Source organism: Rhodococcus sp. IC4_135, assembly GCF_011602025.1.
GTDB lineage: Bacteria > Actinomycetota > Actinomycetes > Mycobacteriales > Mycobacteriaceae > Rhodococcus_F > Rhodococcus_F baikonurensis.
On the sequence record NZ_JAAOLG010000012.1, the window covers coordinates 56,620 to 74,560 of the forward strand.

The window sequence follows — 17,941 nt, forward strand, 5'->3', positions numbered from 1 at the left end:
TCAGGTTCTGCGGTAACGAACCTGAGGGCGTCCAGCCCGCCCGTACTCGGTCTCCCGGGTGAGCATGCCGTCGTCTGCCAGCTTTTCCAGGTAGCGCCAGGCTGTCACCCGGGACACTCCGACCGACGCTGCCACCTCGGCCGCAGTCACGGGACCTTCCGAATCCCGAACAGATGCAGCGACAAGTCCGAGCGTTTGAGATGCAAAGCCTTTCGGCGCCGCTGCTCGATCGTCGGACGTTCGTAGTGCGGACATCGCTCGGTCGATGTCGTGTTGGCTGACCGCAGACTCTCCAGCGGGCAGGGCAGCACGATATTCGAGGTAGCGCTCGAGCTTGTCGCGGAACGCTGCGAAGGTGAACGGCTTGAGGAGATAGAGGACGATCCCGCGAGCCACGGCGCTTCGAACCACCTCGAGATCGCGCGCCGAGGTGACCGCGATGATGTCCGGACTCGGGCGCAACCCGCCGAGGGCGGAAGCCACGTCGAGACCGCTGGCGTCGGGCAAACCGATGTCGAGCAGGACCAGGTCGATGGGCTGGTCGGTGGCGTTGGCCGCCGTAACTGCACGCACGGCGGCGTTCCCGGAATGAACCACGCCGTGGACCACGAACTCCGGCACACGCTCGACGTACGAACGGTGCGCCTGCGCGATCAACGGTTCGTCGTCGACTATCAGTACACGAATCATCGCGGTGTTTCCGCCTCGCGCAGAGGTATGCGGACTACCAGCATCGAGCCCATCGCCGGTTCACTGGTGAGCGTGCCGCCGTGCCGTTTCACCACTTGCGAGACGAGCGCGAGACCGAGTCCGCGAGAGCCGGATTTTGTGGAGTAGCCACGGCCCTTGGCCTTTTCGAGTGCTTCGGGTGTCATTCCCGGGCCGCTGTCGGCGACGGCAACAACCATCATCGAATCCTCTTCCATTACCGTCACTTCCACCCACGGAGACTCGCTCGCGCGCGATGCGTCAATAGCATTGTCCACGAGATTGCCGACCAGCGTGACCAACTCGCGTGCATTGAGCGAAGGAACCGGACCGAGCGCAGTGTCTTCCGTGATGGTCAGGTCGACACCGCGTTCGGTCGCTTCGCTCATCTTGCCGAGCAGTAGTGCGGCCAGTGCCGGCTCGTGGACCGCATTCATCAGACGATCTATCAGCTGTTGAGACACCCGCAATTCATTGGTGGCGAAGGCCACTGCGTCGTCGTTTCGCCCCAACTCGACCATCGTGATGATCGTGTGCAGACGATTTGCACTCTCGTGGGCTTGCGATCGAAGCGACTCGGCAAAACTACGTACCGAATCCAATTCCCCGAGTACGTTCTGCAGTTCGGTGTGATCGCGAATTGTCAGCACAGTGCCAATTCTGTTGCCCTCCCACTCAACCGGGTGTTGGTTGACCACCAGCACACGCTTGTCGGTGAGGTGCACTTGATCTTTTGCGGGAGAGGCATCGTCGACCCGCATGGTCTCGGGGATGGATGAAAGTGGCACGGGCCCTTCCGGTAGATCGAGGAGGCGACGTGCTTCGTCGTTGACGATATCCACTCGCGCATCGTTGCTTCGGCCTCGCCCGATCACCACCAAGCCCTCACCGATGCTGTGCAGGACGGCGTCGTGGTGTTCGTACATGGTGCGGAGTTCGTCCGGCGCCATCCCCAGGGTCTGTCGCCTGATACGCCGACTCACCAGAAGTGAACTCAGGAGGGCGGCAAGTAGACCGCCGCCGGCAACGAACAGGATGACCGGAACACTTTGGGCGAACTGCTTGCTGATCTGCTCGCGCGTGACACCGGCGGAAACCAGACCGACCAGGGTTCCACCGGAATCGTAAACCGGAGTGACTGCGCGGATCGACGGCCCCAGCGACCCGGCGTACGTCTCCGTGAAGGTCGCGCCGGCGAGTGCGCGGTCGATGTTCCCGGTGAACAGTTGGCCGATCAGTTCCGGGCTCGTGTGTGTGAACCGAGTGCGATCCGGCGCCATCACCACGATGAAATCGACGCCGGTTGCCTGTCGGATTTTCTCGGTCTGTGGTTGCAGAATCGCAGTCGGGTCCGGACTCTTCAGGGCCGCCGCCGTCGAATCCGACAGGGCGAGAGTCTGCGCTATCGAGCTCACCTGCCTGCGGATCGCGTCATCGCTGTCGCGGCGTTCGTCGACAACCGCGAGCGCAGCCCCCACGCCGATGACCAGCGCCAACAACGCCAATTGCAGGATCAGAATCTGCCTGGCGACGCTCATACGTCGGCCGGTCTTTCGTTCGACCATCGAGCGCCTCCTGAACGTAATGAACACAAACTTCCGGGCCCACCTGTTTGCAACAAGAATTCTCCACGACTCGAAGTGATCCCGATCACTTCACAGATATCCGATCCAAAGGACACCCCATGAGCAGCACGGCAACAGGGACAGTAGACGGTTCCCCACAGCCCGAGGGCACCAAGGCAAAGCGCGACAAGACGCATTGGCTCTACATGAGCGTCATCGTCGCGGTCATCGGCGGCATCCTCGTCGGTTGGCTCGCACCCGAGTTCGGTAAGTCCGTCGGTGTACTCGGCACGTTGTTCGTCAGCCTGATCAAGATGATGATCAGCCCGGTCATCTTCTGCACCATCGTGCTCGGCATCGGCTCGGTTCGAGCTGCGGCCAAGGTCGGCAAGGTCGGCGGCCTCGCACTCGCCTACTTCATCGGGATGTCCACCATCGCACTCGCGATCGGCCTGGGCGTCGGCAACCTGCTCAACCCGGGCAGTGGCCTGAACATCACGCCCAACGCGGCCTCCGTGGCCAAGCTTGCAGATCAGGCCCACAGCGCGGGCGGTACCTGGGACTTCATCGCGTCCATCATTCCGACGTCGATGCTGTCCTCCCTCACAGCCGGCAGCGTGCTGCAGACTCTGTTCGTCGCCCTTCTGGTCGGCTTCGCGATCCAGTCGCTCGGCAAGTCGGGTGAACCGATTCTCAAGGCCGTCGGATACATTCAGAAGCTCGTGTTCAAGATCCTGACGATGATCCTCTGGCTTGCCCCGATCGGTGCTTTCGGTGCCATCGCCAGCGTCGTCGGCCAGACCGGTTTGAACGCCGTCGTTCAGCTCGGAACCCTGATGATCGGCTTCTACCTGACCTGCCTGATCTTCGTCTTCGGTGTTCTCGGAACCCTGCTGCGCGCCGTCACCGGGTTCAACATCTTCAAGCTGGTCAAGTACTTGGCCCGTGAGTACCTGCTCATCTTCGCCACCTCGTCCTCCGAATCGGCACTGCCGCGTCTGATCGCCAAGATGGAGCACGTGGGTGTCGAGCGCACCACGGTAGGCATCGTCGTTCCCACCGGCTACTCGTTCAACCTCGACGGCACCGCGATCTACCTGACGATGGCGTCGATCTTCATTGCCGACGCCATGGGACAGCCGCTCGGTTTCGGTGAGCAGCTCTCGCTGCTGGTGTTCATGATCATCGCCTCCAAGGGCGCTGCCGGAGTCAGCGGCGCCGGCCTGGCCACGCTGGCCGGTGGTCTGCAGAGCCACCGCCCCGAGCTTCTCGACGGCGTCGGGCTCATCGTCGGAATCGACCGCTTCATGTCGGAAGCGCGAGCGATCACCAACTTCTCGGGCAACGCTGTCGCGACTCTCCTGGTCGGCGCGTGGACCAAGACGATCGACAAGGAACGCGTCGTCGAGGTGCTCGACGGCAAGATCCCGTTCAACGAGGCCACGATGCTCGACGACGAGGACGAAGAAGAGCAGCACAAACTCGAAACGGCTCCGACCGGCACCAAGCAGTCGTTTGTGAGCCATCACTAGATCCGTCCGCTCTGCTGAACGTTTGACCGCACAGCAGGCGCGGAACCCGGTCTACGATCAGTGATCCTGGTCGTAACGATGAAAGAGACCGCCGCACCAACCGTGCGACGGTCTCTTTCTGTTCGTGGGTGCTATGTGTACCAGGTCGGTTCGGGAATCTCGCCGGTCAGATAGCGGCTACCGACTTCACGGCGCTTGTACGCGAGCGGATCGTGAAGGGTATGCGTCCGGATGTTGCGCCAGTAGATGTCCAGGCCCACATCGTTGGACGTGGCTCTGGCACCCGTCAGTTCGAAGATCTTGTTGCTGATCTCCAAGGACACGTCGGCGGCGCGAAGTTTTGCGGCCGCGATCCGTACGGCAAGATCGCCGCGAGCCTGCTCGGTGAGGTTTTCGCGAGCGTCGTGGAGCACGGTGTCGGCCTCATGGCTGACCTGATCCACGAAGGCCTCCGCTGCCCACAGCTTGGATTGCAAGTCACCGTAGCCCTCACGGAGGTACCACTCGTCCGTTGCGATTTCGCGGTTGTCACCGCCGTACGGCCATGGACGCGTACGGGTTCGGGTGTACTCGGCCGCAGTGTCCAGTGCGCCACGGGCGATCCCGAGGTAGAAGTTCGCGAACACGATCTCGATGGCCGGGAAGTTCAGGGTGTTGTAGACCAGCGGTTGGAATTCCTTGTCGACAAAGCCTGCCGCGCTTGCCCAGTCGACCTCGACGTCGTTGATCTCGACACTGCCGGAATCGGTGAGGCGCTGCCCGAGGTTGTCCCAGTCTCCGCGGAAGACTATGCCGTCCTGAGCGGTCGGCACGATCGCGAACACATGCGTCGCAGTTCCGTCGATGATTCCCTCGAGCACCGTGAGGTCGGTGACTCGTCCTCCGGTGGAAAACGACTTCACACCGTTGAACACCAGGTTGTCTCCGCGGTCCACGACGGTGAGGTCGGTGTCTCGAGGATTCACCGCGCCACCGAAGAAGAATCGGTTGCTCGTGTACAGCTCCTCGACAGCGGAGATCTGCGGATCGGTACCGACCAATCTGGCTGCCCACGCCCACAGGTAGTGATACCCGAGCAGTTGTCCGATGGAGCCGTCGGCGCGCGCGATCTCCCGAACCACCTTGTAGGCGGTCTCCCATCGCTGCCCACCGCCGCCGAACTCGACCGGGCCCAGGAGCGTCACCAGACCACTGTCCTTGAGCAGCTGTACTTCTCGGAACGGTGGTTCGCCGGCTCGGTCGCGGGCGAGGGCGTCGGCGGCAAGGATGTTGCTCACCTCGCGTGCGCGGTCGATCCAGCCCGCGGATGTGTCGGGAACGCCGACGAAGACTTCGGTTTCACTGGTCACGGTCATGCCTGTTCATCCTTTTCGGTCGGTGCAGTCCCGATGGCCCACACGTAAATCGGTTCGGTTCCGTTGATTTCGTAGTCGCCGACAACTTTGGATTTGAAGACGACCGGGTTGTGGCTGGCGACGGTGCGGGCGTTGCGCCAGAATCGATCGAGATCGAGGTCGCGGCTCACTCCGGAAGCGCCGAGCGCGTCGAAGATCTTGGCCGTGGCCGGCACGACGAGTCCGATCGAGGCGACTTGTCCTCGCCCCGAATCGATTTCGGCCGCAATGTTGGCCGCCTTCTCTTCCTCGGGCGAGCCCGAGAATGCGGCTTCGTAAGCCCATTGGGACGACTGCGCTGCGTGCACTGCAACGGCCTCGGCGGCAAAGGCAGCTGAGGAGACCTCGCCGACCACTTGCTGAATCTGTGAATCCTGCGCGTATCTCGGTGCGTTGCCGTGACTGAAGGTTCGAGTGCGAGCGGCAACTCGGCGAGAGATCTCGGTCGTCGCGGCCTTGGCAATGCCGGCGAGGGTGGCGAGATGGAACAGTTGGTAGAACGCGGTCTGATATTTGAAACGCGTCGAGAAGTCGAAGATGTTCTCCGGCTGGACAATCGCGTCCTCGTAGACCGACGAACCGGAGCCAGTCGTCTGCTGGCCGAACCCGTTCCAGTCGTCGCTGTGCGTGACTCCGGGCTGTCTCGCTTCCACTGCGGCGATCACGAATGCGCCGGTGTCGGTGCGCTGTGAGTACAGGTCGATCCAATCGGCGAAAATGGAACCCGTGCTGTAGAACTTTGCCCCGTTCGCCAGGAAGTGATCGGCGTCGGGCGCCGGCGAGACCTTGGTGTTGGCTTCACCCAGTGCAACGTCGCCGATCTCGGTCCACGCGTTTCCGACCAACTGTCCCTCTGCAAAGCGTCGGAGCCAGGTGTCACGTTCCGGTCCGGGATCGGCGACCAGTCGATCTTCGACAAACGCGAAGTGTCCGCGTAGTGCCTGCGTGATGTTGGAATCGGCACTCGACAGTTCGACCAACAAGCGGATCAGCTGAGGGATGCTCGCGCCGGACCCACCGTGTGTCGTCGGCACCCGAACGGCGCCGAAGCCTGCTTTCTTGAGTGCATCGATCTGTTGAAAGGGAAGGACATGATCGCGTTCGCGTTCCACGACGCTTTGTGCGATGTTCGCGAAGATCGGACGGAATTTCTCTGCCAGCGTTTCGTAGTCGACCTCACTCTTGATCGGATCTGCAGACCGGGAAACGGCATTCGGCGTCAGTGCGGTGGTCATGGGAAGAATGCAAGCTGTAATCACCAGGGGCGTCGATCCTTCATCGCGACCTGATTCGAAGTGTTGTCAGTCCGCGCAAATCTCGGTTCGATGGCCTGCCGGGCAGTCGCAGCGGAAATCGAGTGGTCAGTGCGGTTGCTCGAGAAGGTGCTCGACGGTCCATCCACTCCATTCGACCGTTCCCCCGGAACCACAATCATGTCGGAACGGCTGCCCGGGAGGACCGGGCCGGACGACCACGCGAAAGTCTCTCTCCTCCAACCGAAGATCGACGGTCGTGCGTACTCCGTCGACGCTCTCGGTGATGCTCTCGAGTGCATCCGTTGCGACGATGTCGGTGGCGCGTCGGACGGCGTGCTCGGCGGCCTGAGCGGCCTGCGACAGTGCCGCCCGGCCGCGCAGGTGAGTCACCGCCAGTTCTCCGTTCAGGTACTTCTCGACTGCGTCCGTGGCGGAGTCGCCGTCCAGCCGACTGAAATAGACTGCGGCGGGCCACGCAATCATGTTGGCCGCGAAACGGTCTCCGCCGATGTGACTGCATTCCCACACGTCCGCGATCCCGGCAACGTCCAGTGCCGACACCACCGGACGGCCGAGTTCCGCGCAGCACGCATCCTTTTTTCCATGTGTGCACACTGCGAAGAGTGGTTCCGTGCGGGAGCGGCCGAAGTCGGGTTCCACTCCCGCGGCCATCGATTCGAACGGCAGTACCGACAGATCCTCGTATCGGTCCGCCGACCCTTCGCGCATCCACTGGCGGGTGCCGTCCGTCCATGCGAGTACACACGTCGGCGTGCGAACCCGACGGTTGCGGGTCCGCCGGATCACCACGAGGCGGATACGGCCCTGCGCTGCGTAGATCTTTTCGGTGAGCGCGCCGGGGAGAACGTCGTCGGGGGCGGACGCCGGCCAGGGGCCGGGGTGCTCGATCAACACCCACAGATGTGTCGTTCCGGCGCGACCGACCATCGGTTCGCCGGCAGTTGACGACTGCCGTGTACAGGCGTGAGGGCGTCGACTGGTTTGTGGATTGGCGACAAATTCCGAAAGGCACTGCATTGATGCCTTCCCCAGGACACCGTCGCCGTGGCAGGGAAGGGAAGACATGATGAGGCTCCAGTCTCGTAGGTTAGGCTCACCAGACTATTGGATGGTGAATCCTTTGCTCAGCCGTGGTGAATGCGCGTGGCTGTGACGGTCGGAAGCAGTCGGTAACAGGAGTGTTGGGAATGAAACGCAGTAACTCGCGGACGAAGTACGTGCTGGGTGGTTTTGTTCTCGCCGCCGTCGTGGCAACGACAACGGCGTGTGGAAGTGACGACACGACGGATACCGGCAGTCAGTCTGCCGACACCGTGCACGCGGTCACCCACGCCCGCGGAACCACCGACGTCCCGATGGATCCGCAGCGAGTTGTCGTGCTCGAGCCGGTTCAGCTCGACACGTCGGTAGCGCTGGGCGTGATCCCCGTGGGCACCGCGGTACTGAGCGAGACGACCGGTGTTCCCGCGTACCTCGGTGAGGAGGCCGCGGAGATCGAGATGGTCGGCACCGTCGCGGCACCGAACCTCGAGAAGATCGTCGCCCTGAGCCCGGACCTGATCATCGGAACGGAAACACGGCACGGTGATCTGTACGAGCAGCTCGCTGCCATCGCGCCGACCGTCTACATGGCAACCCAGACCGATCCGTGGCAGGACAACGTCCAGTTCGTCGCAGAGGCGTTGAACAAGACCGATCAGGCAGGCGAACTGCTCGGCGACTACACGGCACGCTGCGAGGAAGTGGCCGGCAAGCACAGCACCGAGGGCAAGACCGCTCAGCTCATCCGCCCACGCGACGACGTTCTGACGCTGTACGGGCCCACGTCGTTTGCCGGAAGCACTCTCGAATGCGCGGGACTCACGATTCCGGCACGCGACTGGGAGAACTCGATCTCCGTCGACCTCTCCCCGGAATTCGTCTCCGGAGCCAACGCCGACCTCATCCTGGTGACCTCCGCGAAACCGGCCGATGCAAGCACGATGCCGAAGGCCGTGGCGGACAACGCCGGACTCTTCCCGAACCCGCATCTGGTCGACATGTCCTACTGGATCACCGGCGTCGGACCGCTCGGCGGCCTCACCGTCCTCGACGACCTCGATCGCATTCTCGGAGCGTCGACGTAGCAGCGGACAAGAGTCGCTAAGTTGGAGCCTATGACAACTCCAGTACAGAACATCGCGATCAACACCCTCGGTGGCGTGCCCACCTCGTTGGGTGAATACGACGGCCGCGCCGTCCTCGTGGTCAACGTGGCATCCAAGTGTGGGCTGACCCCGCAGTACTCGGCGCTCGAGAAGCTGGCCGGCGAGTACGCGGATCGCGGTCTGACCGTGATCGGCATCCCGTGCAACCAGTTCATGGGGCAGGAACCGGGTACCGCCGAAGAGATCGAGACGTTCTGCTCCACCACCTACGGCGTCACGTTCCCGCTTCTCGAGAAGATCGAGGTGAACGGCGAAAACCAGCATCCGCTGTATGCCGAGCTCACCAAGGCGGCCGACGCCGAGGGCACTGCGGGAGACATTCAGTGGAACTTCGAGAAGTTCCTGATCGGACCGGACGGCACCGTCGTCAACCGCTTCCGTCCGCGGACCGAGCCTGACGCACCCGAGGTTGTCGCCGCGATCGAAGCTGCGCTTCCCAAGAACTAGTAGCTGCGCTTCCGAAGAATTGGTAGCTGCGCTTCCCGAGAACTGGTAGCTGCGCTGAAAACTGCCGCCGGATGATCATCCTGCGGCAGTGTGCTGTTCACCCACAGCTGCCACTATCGGCGTATGTCCGCAGAACTGATCGTGTCGGTATCCGGAATCAGAGACGAGACATGTTATCTCGCTGCCGGATTCGCTGACGAGATGGACGCTCGAGGTGTCCGCCTGTCGCTCCTGGTGGCGCCGCGACTGAAGGACAAATATCGACTGGCCGACGACGCGGTGACGACGGCTTGGCTGCGTGAGCGTCGTGAGCACGGCGACGCCATCGTTCTGCACGGCTACGACCAGGCCGCGACCAAGCGTCGTCGGGCCGAGTTCGCCACTCTGTCGAAGCACGAAGCAAAGCTGCGACTACTCGCTGCGGATCGAGTTCTCGAGCATGCCGGCCTTCGGACCCGGGTGTTCGCGCCGCCGCGCTGGGTGGCGTCGCCCGGTGCCATGTCGGTGTTGCCGGAGACGGGTTTTCGCACGATGGCAGGCCTCGGGGCAGTGCACGATCTGACCCGAGGCACCTTGCAGCGGGGACGGGTTTTCGGTATCGGCGAGGGCTTCAAGGCCGAGCCGTGGTGGTGTCGCGCATTGGTTCTCGGAGCCGGGCGCGCCGCCAAGCGTGGGGGACTGGTCAGATTGTCGATCACGGCCAAGCAGTTGGGAAACGAGGGCCCGAGGCAGGCAGTTCTCGACGCCGTCGACCTTGCACTCTTTCACGAAGCCACCTCGCAGGTGTATCGGTGGAACTCCCCGTCTCAGGAGCTCGGCGCTGCCTGAATTCGGTAGTTGGCAACTATTCGATAGCTACGAAATGGTGTCGTCTGTCCGGGTTGTCCGAGCAGGCTGACTCTTCGCCTTTCTTCCGTTTCTTGCTGGCAGTAGTGCAGAGTGGGTCAAATTTGCACAAAACGGACGTTGAATTCAAGTGTGGAGCCACCCAACTTCTTCGCTGCTAGAGTGCGTGCAGTTAATCTGCCGCTAGTAGATGGGTTGGGGTTTCACCATGCGCGCACGAGTGCTCACCAAGTCGGCCAAAGGTCTTGTCGCTGTGACTGTGGGCGTGGTCGTCTGCGGTGCGGTCGTCCCGACGCTCGCGTCTGCCGCTCCGACCGGCGTGGTCCACACTCTGCCGACGGGAAGTATCGACGGCGGATCGAGTGGATCGAGTGACGGCGTGCGCACCGCGACCGTCGACGACGAAGGCGAGCAACTCACGTTGCGACTCCACAAGATGAATCTGCGGGGACCCGACTTCTCGATGGCTGTGCAAGAAAGCGGCGGCGAGCTTTCCCACGTGGTGATCCCGGCGCCCCGTTCGTACATCGGCAGCGTGGAAGGGCATCCGGACGCAATCGTCTCGGCCATCGTCGACTCCGCTGGAACACTGCGCGGACAGGTGATTTTCGATCGGGGCGCTTCGATCGAGTTCGTCGGATCGAACGTGGTCGGTCGCAGCACCGCGCCGATCGATGCGAAGCCGCAGTGGCCGACCGCCTCCATCGCGACGGCCTCGGCAGCAAACGTCGGCAAGACGGTGAAGCAGTTCGTGGTGGGGTTGGACCTGAGCGGCGAGTGGTACTCCGCGCATGGTGAAGGCAGTCCCGCCGTCGCCCTGGACCGGGCCGAGGAATCCATGGCCAGAACCGCTGCGATCTGGATCAGAGACGTCGGAATCCGGCCGATCCTCGGTCGGGTCGTCCTTCGGGCAGATGCCGCCGACGATCCGTATTCGAGCATTTGTGAAAACCTCGAGCAGTTGGAAGAACTGTGGTCCGATCAAGTCGGGACCAGCGTCGATCAGGCGACTGTCGTGTGCAAATCCGGTGGCGGAAATGCCTATTACTCGAAGTTCGAACTCGATCACAGCTACGCGCACGTCGGTGCCGAGCCCGATGGCACCTTCAGTCGCGTCCTCCGCCACGAGTTGGGCCACAACTTCTATGCCGACGACTATCACGGCGGTGGCGCCGAGGGATCGACCATCATGAACGGCAACGACCTCTCGCGCTTCGACGGCACCGAATTTGCTGCCATCGTCGATGCTGCGGATGTTGCCTCGGTTCGACTCGACGATGTCGGTCGGTACACGGCAAGTCCGATCCCGCCGTACGCCGCACTCGACACCGCGCGGGTCCGCTCAGGTGGCGCGGTCAACGTCGACGCCGTCGCGAATGATCATGACAGCAACGGAGATTCGATCAAGGTGACCGGCGTCGAGGCGACATCACTTCTCGGTGGCACGGTAAAGCTCGAAAACGGTGAAGTTGTGTTCGAGGCCGGAACGAAGACAGGCACCGACAGGATTCTCTACACACTCACCGACGCAGCCGGCGGGACGAGCACCGGCTGGATCATCGTCGACGTGAGTGCGTGAGAACTGAATCAGGCGACTTCGACGCTCGACTCCTCGCCGAGAACTCGGAACTCGGTGCCGTCGGCAGCCATTTCCGAATAGCGACCGTAGAAAATACCTGTGGCTTCGTCGCGGATGATCGCTTGATGGATGGGAACCGCGACGCGCGGCGCTACCGCACGGAGGTAGTCGATGGCCTCCGAGATCTTGAGCCACGGTGCGGCGGCGGGGAGGGCAAGAACGTCGACCGTCTGTTCGGGGACGAAGAGGGAATCGCCGGGGTGCATGAACTGCGCCGGGTTGCTCGCGTCGCCGAGGAGGAACGCGGTGTTGTCGATCATCGGTAGGTCCGGATGGATGATCGCGTGCTCTCCGCCCGCTCCGGTCACCTCGACGTCACCGATGCTGAACCGGTCGCCCGGGCGGACTCCGGTCCAGCGTCCACCGAGCTTTTCCGCCGTCTGCGGATCGCTGTAGAGCACGGCGTCGGGGTTAGCTTCGGCCAGTTCGGGCAGGCGCGCGGGGTCGGCATGATCGGGGTGTTGATGTGTCACGAGGATGGCGTCGAGGCCGGTGATGCCTTCGAACCCGTGCGAGAAGTTGCCGGGATCGAAGAGGATCTTCGATCCGTTCAACTCCACGAGAACACAGGAATGGCCAAAATGTGTCAGTCGCATGATTTCGAGTATGCGCCGCCCTGAAGGGACTCGCAGGCGGCTCTCGCGGGTGTTGGCCGTCACGCCCCGATCACTCGATGCGAACCATCTCGGGTACGCCCGGTAAACTGGCCATCACCCGAGCGTTTCACTCCGGGTTCGCGCACTAGTACCGAGGAGCAGCACGTGGCCCGTGTCGTCGTCGAAGTCATGCCCAAGGCCGAGATTCTCGACCCCCAGGGACAGGCAATTGTCGGGGCACTGTCTCGCCTGGGCTTTGCAGGAGTATCCGATGTCCGTCAGGGCAAGCGGTTCGAGTTGGAGATCGACGGCAGTGTCGAAGACGCCGAACTCGAGAAGATCGCCGAAGGCCTGCTGGCCAACACGGTGATCGAGGATTGGACCGTCAGGCGAGTCGAGGCATGAGCGCACGTATCGGGGTAATCACGTTCCCGGGCACGCTCGACGACATCGACGCAGCCCGGGCTGTGAACCTGGCCGGCGGTGAAGCTGTCGAACTCTGGCACGGCGACGCAGACCTCAAGGGTGTCGACGCGGTTATCGTTCCCGGTGGATTCTCCTACGGCGACTACCTTCGCTGCGGCGCAATCGCACGTTTTGCTCCCGCGATGGGCAAGGTTGTCGAAGCAGCCAAGGGCGGCATGCCGGTCCTGGGCATCTGCAACGGTTTCCAGATCCTCTGCGAGGCGGGATTGCTCCCCGGTGCCCTGACCCGTAACCAGGGTCTGCACTTCATCTGCCGCGACGAGTGGTTGACGGTCGAAGCCAACAACACGGCGTGGTCCTCACGCTACGAGGCCGGCGCCCAGATCCTCATCCCCCTCAAGTCGGGTGAAGGTCGCTTCCAGGCGTCCGAGAAGGTTCTCGACGAACTCGAGGGCGAAGGCCGCGTCGTCTTCCGTTACTCGGAGGAGAACCCCAACGGTTCGCAGCGTCGCATCGCCGGCATCTCTTCGGCCAACGGCCGCGTCGTCGGTTTGATGCCGCACCCCGAGCACGCCACCGAGGCTCTCACCGGTCCCAGTGACGACGGATTGGGCTTGTTCTACTCGGCACTCGACGCGATCGTCACTGCCTGACCGCCTGCTGATTTTCACCACTGAACGCCGACCGGAAATCCGGTCGGCGTTCAGTCGTACGTGGGCCCGGTAACCAGGGCTACTGGCTGTAGGAACTGAGGAAGTTGCCGAGTCGCTCGAGAGCGGTCGAGAGATCGTCGGTGTTGGGGAGAGTCACCAACCGGAAGTGATCGGGTTCGATCCAATTGAATGCGCGACCGTGGCTGACCAGGATCTTCTCCGACTCCAGTAGATCGAGAACGAACCTCTCGTCGTCGACGATGCCGAACTTGTCGACGTCGAGCTTGGGGAACAGGTACAGCGCCCCGTCGGCCTGTTGGCAACTGATTCCGTCGATGCTGTTGAGCGTGCTGTGCGCGAGATCGCGCTGCGCTGTCAGCCGGCCTTGTGGAAGCAACAGGTCCTCGATGGACTGGCGCCCGCCGAGTGCGGTCTGGATCGCGTGCTGCGCCGGAACATTGGCACACATTCGCATGTTGGCCAGCAGTTTGATGCCTTCGATGAAACTCGACGCCCGCTCCAGTGGTCCGGTGATTGCCAGCCATCCTGCTCGGAACCCGCAGACGCGGTAGGCCTTGGACAGCCCCGAGTACGTCAGACACAGGACGTCTCGCCCGGTCATCGACGCAAGGTTTGTCATGGATCGGCCGTCGTAGACGATCTTTTCGTAGATTTCGTCGGCGAAGAGCATCAGGTCGTGTTTGCGCGCGATGTCCACGAAGCGTTGCAGCACCTCCGTCGAGTAGACGGCGCCCGTCGGATTGTTGGGATTGATGACGACAATCCCTCGGGTACGGGGAGAGATCCGAGCTTCCAGATCGTCGAAGTCCGGTGCCCAGCCCTGGCTTTCATCGGTGAGGTAGTGGACCGGCGTGCCGCCGGCAAGTGAAACCGAAGCCGTCCACAAGGGGTAGTCGGGAGCGGGAATCAGGATCTCGTCCTCGGGATTGCAGAGCGCCTGCATCGTCAGCGTGATCAGTTCGGAGACGCCGTTTCCGAGATAAATCTCGTCGACGGTGACATCGGTGATACCCCGCGTCTGGTAGTACTGCACCACCGCGGTGCGCGCCGAATACAGTCCGCGAGAATCGCAATATCCCTGCGCGGTAGGGAGATTGCGGATCATGGCCATCATGATTTCGTCCGGAGCTTCGAATCCGAAGGGGGCCGGATTGCCGACGTTGAGTCGCAGGATCGTGTGTCCCTGATCCTCGAGTTCTTCGGTCTTGTCGAGAATTCGCCCTCTGATGTCGTACCTGACATTCTCGAGCTTGCGGGCCTGATCGATGGGTGTGTTCACGCGGTTACGTACCTCTTCCGGTTCGGTTGGGCGAGTTGTGTTTCAGATGAGAAGGGCGCCTCAGTGTTCAGCTCTGGAAATGGACATTGATTCGCGATAGCGCTAGCGTCGGCGGGAGAGTAGCGCTACTATGTTTTGACATGTCCAATGATAGCAGTTCGAGGATCGTCGCAGCCTTGCGTGAATGGATCGCGACGGCTCCTCCCGGCGCGAAGCTTCCGTCCACTCGGTCGCTCGTGAGCCTGCACGGGGCCAGTCCCGTCACCGTGCAGAAGGCGCTGCGAACGCTGGTATCTCAGGGAGTCGTAGAGGCTCGACCCGGAGTGGGAACCTTCGTACGCGCGGCGCGCGTCGTGCGACCCAACGATTACGGGTGGCAGACAGCGGCGCTCGGATCGCCGAATTATCGGCTGCAACTGCCTATTGCGCTGCAGTCCACCTCCAACGACGTGATCGCGCTGCATTCCGGCTATCCGGCCCGAGAGCTGTTGCCGGAAGGTCTGGTTCGTGCAGCCTTCACCAGGGCGACGCGAACCGACGCCGTGTTCAATCGACCCCTCGCTGCGGGGCTTCCGGAACTGCAGTCCTGGTTTGCCTCCGAATTGGGTTCCGCCACTCCTGCCGGGATCACTCCGCCGGGGCCGAACGACGTGGTTGTACTTCCCGGCAGTCAGGGTGGGCTTGCGACGTCCTTCCGTGCGTTGGTGGGGGAGGGGCGGCCGTTGCTCATGGAATCGCCGACCTACTGGGGTGCGATCCTGGCTGCCGCGCAGGCTGGAGTCACGGTCATTCCGATCTCCAGCGGCGCCAACGGTCCTGATCCTGAAGAGCTTTCGCGTGCATTCGAACAGACCGGTGCCCGTGCGTTCTATGCACAACCGAGCTTCGCGAGTCCGACGGGAGCGCTGTGGTCGCCGTCGTTGGCTGACAAGGTTCTCGATACCGTCCGTCGGCACGGCGCGTTCCTCATCGAGGACAGTTCGGCGCTCGACTTCGGAATCACCGCAGATCCCAGCCCCATCGCTGCTCGCGACGACAGTGGACACGTCGTCTACCTTCGTGCACTGACCAAGAGCGTCTCGCCGTCGGTGCGAGTTGCCGGATTGATCGCCCGAGGCCCGGCCTACGAGCGAATTCTTGCTGATACACAGGCAGATTCGATGTATGTCAGTGGGATGCTGCAAGCGGTAGCACTCGACGTCGTGACCCAGCCGGCCTGGCGCACGCACTTGCGCAGGCTTCGTCACCAACTCGAGGGCAGACGCGATCTCCTCGTGTCGAGTTTGCGCGAACATGCGCCGGACGCTCACCTCGACGCCGTACCGCAAGGCGGACTCAACCTCTGGCTGCGGCTCCCGGACACCACGAATCTCGAACGCGTGGTGCAGGACTGCCGGTCGGCCGGCGTCATCGTCGGGGCCGGCGACGATTGGTTCCCGGCGGAACCGACCGGAAAGTTCTTGCGGCTCAACTACGCCGGACCGAACCCGGGTGAGTTCCCCGACGCTGCCCGCATCATCGGCCGAGCAATCACACAACATATGTAGAACTTCACCTCGCTGGTGGTTGACCTGAACTTCCGTTGAGGTTTTATCGTCGTATCCATGAACGAACAAGCGATGCAGCCACCGGCCAATCAGCCGATCGGATTCTGGACCGCGCGTGCCGGTGAGGCGATTCGTGCGCGCACGAGGGGAGCGCTGGAAGCGGTCGGCGTCACCCAGCCGCAATGGTGGGTCCTGCACCAACTTTCGCTGCACCCTGAAGGGATGGAGCGAGCTGCCCTCCTCCGCACGATCGGTCCGAACGAATCAACTGACGTGGTCGACGCGGCCGTCGACTCTGCCCTCGATCTGGAGTGGGCGCGTGAAGACGGGGCTGTCCTTCTCCCCACTGATGCGGGCTCCCAGCAGTTCGAACGCGCCGCGCGGATACAGCAGATGCTGCAGGAAGAGCGGATGCAGGGAATCAGCGAAGAAGAGTTCGTCATCGCCATCACGGTTCTGCAGCGAACCATCAAGAACGTGGGTGGCGACGCCTGGCACTGGTAGCCGCCACTACCACCGCCCGCTGCCGGGTATTACGGCTTCGATCAACTCGACGGCACGGGACACACCGCCCGCCGCTGCGAGCTCTTTTGCCAACTCTGTACTGCGTCGTCGGAACTCGTCCGAGCTCACCCGAGCCAACGCCTCACGAAGCTCTGCTGTCGTGACGGTAGCGCTGTCGACGCGTACTGCGACACCGGCGTCGACCAGCGAGTCGGCGTTGCCGAACTGATCGACGGCTTGCGGCACCGCGATCATGGGTGTGCCGGTCACGAGCCCCTCGCTGGATCCGCCCATACCAGCGTGGGTCACGAACGCGTCGGCCTGCTGCAGAATCGCGAACTGCGGTACCCATCGGTGTATTTCGACGTTGTCGGGCACTGGTCCGAGATCTGAGATCTGCACCTGCTTTCCGATCTGGAGGACAACGTGCCAGCCGTCCAGCTCGCCGAAAGCCTCGACGCAGGTACGGTAGAAATCCGGATGATCGGTGAAGGCTGAACCCAACGAAATCAACAGAAGTTTGCGGTCCGGATCCGGGTTCACCCAGGGTTGACTGCTCGGTTCGAGTGCTGGGCCGACAAACGTGTACACGTCACGGTTCACGCGATCGGCGTTGGGCTGCATCGATTCTGCGATCAGAACGATCGCACGCGGTGGGCGTCCGGTGAACTCGCGCGGGTCGACCTCGACGCCTTCGCTGCGGAAGAACCGGGCCTCCCGATCGAGGAGGTCGACGCCTCTCGGGTCGGAGCGAATCTCGTCGTACATCGGTGCGGCGTCGGCTTCGTAACCGTCCCAGGCGACGTACGTCGGCGACAGCTGGATGATGGGAACGTTCCACTGCTGAGCCAGTATTCGCGCTGGAACTCCCGCGATGTCGTAGAGGAAGAGGTCGGGACGGTCGTCGTCGTAGATTCGGCGCAGCTGCGGCAGCATCGACTCGTAGTCGTCCTGGAAAATCGTCAACTGATCGATCAGATCCCCGTCCCAACTCTTCTCCGGTTCGGCGCCGTCAGGGGAAGGAACGAGGCTGGGCAATGTGGAGACGTACGGTGCGAATTCGGCCCCGGTCGCCTCGATGACCTCACGCATCGACTCGTCGTTGGCGTAGGTGACGCGGTGACCGGCGGCGACGAGACGCGCGATGATCGCCAGGCTCGGATTGACGTGGCCAGGTGCCGGAATGCTCACCATGGCGATATGTCTGCGGGTCATCGATCACTCCTGCCGTCTGACTGTTGTCGAACGACAACTGTTCTGGAACAACTCCGGATACCGGACCGAGACTATCCACCAGGAT

The 17,941-nt window shown here is 62.6% G+C and carries 17 protein-coding genes; 9 read left to right on the forward strand and 8 right to left on the reverse strand.

Going from position 1 to position 17,941, the window contains the following annotated elements:
- Together G8767_RS21085 and G8767_RS21090 are read right to left on the reverse strand one after the other, a co-directional pair.
- On the reverse strand, nucleotides 1-690 hold the full coding sequence (locus G8767_RS21085) for a response regulator (protein ID WP_003945570.1): 690 nt from the start codon (nucleotides 688-690) through the stop codon (nucleotides 1-3).
- Nucleotides 687-2,273, reverse strand: a complete 1,587-nt coding sequence (locus tag G8767_RS21090; RefSeq protein WP_166811578.1) for a sensor histidine kinase — start codon at nucleotides 2,271-2,273, stop codon at nucleotides 687-689. Before G8767_RS21090 ends, G8767_RS21085 begins: the two co-directional genes overlap by 4 nt.
- 119 nt (nucleotides 2,274-2,392) lie before the next feature.
- Between G8767_RS21090 and G8767_RS21095 the strand changes: the two genes are divergently transcribed.
- Complete coding sequence (locus G8767_RS21095; protein WP_007734438.1) at nucleotides 2,393-3,805, forward strand: C4-dicarboxylate transporter DctA; 1,413 nt, start codon at nucleotides 2,393-2,395, stop codon at nucleotides 3,803-3,805.
- 131 nt (nucleotides 3,806-3,936) lie between these two features.
- Here G8767_RS21095 and G8767_RS21100 read toward each other — a convergent pair whose 3' ends face one another.
- The 3 genes from G8767_RS21100 to G8767_RS21110 all read right to left on the reverse strand — a co-directional run bounded on the left by G8767_RS21100 (nucleotide 3,937) and on the right by G8767_RS21110 (nucleotide 7,541).
- Nucleotides 3,937-5,160, reverse strand: coding sequence for an acyl-CoA dehydrogenase family protein (locus G8767_RS21100; RefSeq protein ID WP_166811580.1), 1,224 nt, complete (start codon nucleotides 5,158-5,160; stop codon nucleotides 3,937-3,939).
- Nucleotides 5,157-6,434, reverse strand: coding sequence for an acyl-CoA dehydrogenase family protein (locus tag G8767_RS21105; protein WP_166811582.1), 1,278 nt, complete (start codon nucleotides 6,432-6,434; stop codon nucleotides 5,157-5,159). Before G8767_RS21105 ends, G8767_RS21100 begins: the two co-directional genes overlap by 4 nt.
- A 126-nt stretch (nucleotides 6,435-6,560) precedes the next feature.
- Nucleotides 6,561-7,541: a sucrase ferredoxin gene (locus tag G8767_RS21110; protein WP_240952515.1), complete on the reverse strand. Its 981-nt coding sequence runs from the start codon at nucleotides 7,539-7,541 to the stop codon at nucleotides 6,561-6,563.
- 122 nt (nucleotides 7,542-7,663) lie between these two features.
- On the opposite strand from G8767_RS21110, the gene G8767_RS21115 reads away from it, so the two are divergent.
- The 4 genes from G8767_RS21115 to G8767_RS21130 all read left to right on the forward strand — a co-directional run bounded on the left by G8767_RS21115 (nucleotide 7,664) and on the right by G8767_RS21130 (nucleotide 11,555).
- Nucleotides 7,664-8,602, forward strand: a complete 939-nt coding sequence (locus G8767_RS21115) for an iron-siderophore ABC transporter substrate-binding protein (RefSeq protein ID WP_124568775.1) — start codon at nucleotides 7,664-7,666, stop codon at nucleotides 8,600-8,602.
- A 30-nt stretch (nucleotides 8,603-8,632) separates the two neighbouring features.
- The gene (locus G8767_RS21120; RefSeq protein WP_124568774.1) at nucleotides 8,633-9,130 is read left to right on the forward strand and encodes a glutathione peroxidase; all 498 of its coding nucleotides are present in this window, start codon (nucleotides 8,633-8,635) and stop codon (nucleotides 9,128-9,130) included.
- 123 nt (nucleotides 9,131-9,253) lie between these two features.
- The gene (locus G8767_RS21125) at nucleotides 9,254-9,958 is read left to right on the forward strand and encodes a DUF2334 domain-containing protein (RefSeq protein WP_019747074.1); all 705 of its coding nucleotides are present in this window, start codon (nucleotides 9,254-9,256) and stop codon (nucleotides 9,956-9,958) included.
- A 226-nt stretch (nucleotides 9,959-10,184) separates the two neighbouring features.
- Nucleotides 10,185-11,555: an Ig-like domain-containing protein gene (locus tag G8767_RS21130; RefSeq protein WP_166811584.1), complete on the forward strand. Its 1,371-nt coding sequence runs from the start codon at nucleotides 10,185-10,187 to the stop codon at nucleotides 11,553-11,555.
- An 8-nt stretch (nucleotides 11,556-11,563) separates the two neighbouring features.
- On the opposite strand, the gene G8767_RS21135 is transcribed toward G8767_RS21130, so the two are convergent.
- Entirely contained in the window at nucleotides 11,564-12,211 is a 648-nt protein-coding gene (locus G8767_RS21135) for an MBL fold metallo-hydrolase (RefSeq protein ID WP_095971412.1), read from the reverse strand.
- Between the two features lie 165 nt (nucleotides 12,212-12,376).
- Between G8767_RS21135 and purS the strand changes: the two genes are divergently transcribed.
- Nucleotides 12,377-12,616 carry a phosphoribosylformylglycinamidine synthase subunit PurS gene (gene purS, locus G8767_RS21140; RefSeq protein ID WP_003945817.1) on the forward strand — a complete coding sequence of 80 codons (240 nt, stop codon included), beginning with the start codon at nucleotides 12,377-12,379 and terminating at the stop codon, nucleotides 12,614-12,616.
- Nucleotides 12,613-13,290, forward strand: a complete 678-nt coding sequence (purQ, locus tag G8767_RS21145) for a phosphoribosylformylglycinamidine synthase subunit PurQ (protein WP_003945887.1) — start codon at nucleotides 12,613-12,615, stop codon at nucleotides 13,288-13,290. The genes purS and purQ overlap by 4 nt, the downstream gene beginning before the upstream one ends.
- Nucleotides 13,291-13,369: 79 nt before the next feature.
- On the opposite strand, the gene G8767_RS21150 is transcribed toward purQ, so the two are convergent.
- Nucleotides 13,370-14,590, reverse strand: coding sequence for a pyridoxal phosphate-dependent aminotransferase (locus tag G8767_RS21150; protein ID WP_095971411.1), 1,221 nt, complete (start codon nucleotides 14,588-14,590; stop codon nucleotides 13,370-13,372).
- A gap of 140 nt (nucleotides 14,591-14,730) precedes the next feature.
- On the opposite strand from G8767_RS21150, the gene G8767_RS21155 reads away from it, so the two are divergent.
- Nucleotides 14,731-16,137 carry a PLP-dependent aminotransferase family protein gene (locus tag G8767_RS21155; protein WP_166811586.1) on the forward strand — a complete coding sequence of 469 codons (1,407 nt, stop codon included), beginning with the start codon at nucleotides 14,731-14,733 and terminating at the stop codon, nucleotides 16,135-16,137.
- A gap of 57 nt (nucleotides 16,138-16,194) precedes the next feature.
- Entirely contained in the window at nucleotides 16,195-16,641 is a 447-nt protein-coding gene (locus G8767_RS21160; RefSeq protein ID WP_166811588.1) for a MarR family winged helix-turn-helix transcriptional regulator, read from the forward strand.
- A 6-nt stretch (nucleotides 16,642-16,647) separates the two neighbouring features.
- Here G8767_RS21160 and G8767_RS21165 read toward each other — a convergent pair whose 3' ends face one another.
- Nucleotides 16,648-17,856, reverse strand: coding sequence for a macrolide family glycosyltransferase (locus G8767_RS21165; RefSeq protein ID WP_166811590.1), 1,209 nt, complete (start codon nucleotides 17,854-17,856; stop codon nucleotides 16,648-16,650).
- Nucleotides 17,857-17,941 lie beyond the last annotated feature (85 nt).

Coding starts and splice junctions, on each gene's coding strand:
- G8767_RS21165 (WP_166811590.1), bottom strand. CDS start 17,856: ATGACCCGCAGACATATCGCCATGGTGAGCATTCCGGCACCTGGCCAC.
- G8767_RS21135 (WP_095971412.1), bottom strand. CDS start 12,211: ATGCGACTGACACATTTTGGCCATTCCTGTGTTCTCGTGGAGTTGAAC.
- G8767_RS21085 (WP_003945570.1), bottom strand. CDS start 690: ATGATTCGTGTACTGATAGTCGACGACGAACCGTTGATCGCGCAGGCG.
- G8767_RS21130 (WP_166811584.1), top strand. CDS start 10,185: ATGCGCGCACGAGTGCTCACCAAGTCGGCCAAAGGTCTTGTCGCTGTG.
- G8767_RS21090 (WP_166811578.1), bottom strand. CDS start 2,273: ATGGTCGAACGAAAGACCGGCCGACGTATGAGCGTCGCCAGGCAGATT.
- purQ (WP_003945887.1), top strand. CDS start 12,613: ATGAGCGCACGTATCGGGGTAATCACGTTCCCGGGCACGCTCGACGAC.
- G8767_RS21110 (WP_240952515.1), bottom strand. CDS start 7,541: ATGTCTTCCCTTCCCTGCCACGGCGACGGTGTCCTGGGGAAGGCATCA.
- G8767_RS21125 (WP_019747074.1), top strand. CDS start 9,254: ATGTCCGCAGAACTGATCGTGTCGGTATCCGGAATCAGAGACGAGACA.
- G8767_RS21115 (WP_124568775.1), top strand. CDS start 7,664: ATGAAACGCAGTAACTCGCGGACGAAGTACGTGCTGGGTGGTTTTGTT.
- G8767_RS21155 (WP_166811586.1), top strand. CDS start 14,731: ATGTCCAATGATAGCAGTTCGAGGATCGTCGCAGCCTTGCGTGAATGG.
- G8767_RS21120 (WP_124568774.1), top strand. CDS start 8,633: ATGACAACTCCAGTACAGAACATCGCGATCAACACCCTCGGTGGCGTG.
- G8767_RS21100 (WP_166811580.1), bottom strand. CDS start 5,160: ATGACCGTGACCAGTGAAACCGAAGTCTTCGTCGGCGTTCCCGACACA.
- G8767_RS21160 (WP_166811588.1), top strand. CDS start 16,195: ATGAACGAACAAGCGATGCAGCCACCGGCCAATCAGCCGATCGGATTC.
- G8767_RS21105 (WP_166811582.1), bottom strand. CDS start 6,434: ATGACCACCGCACTGACGCCGAATGCCGTTTCCCGGTCTGCAGATCCG.
- G8767_RS21095 (WP_007734438.1), top strand. CDS start 2,393: ATGAGCAGCACGGCAACAGGGACAGTAGACGGTTCCCCACAGCCCGAG.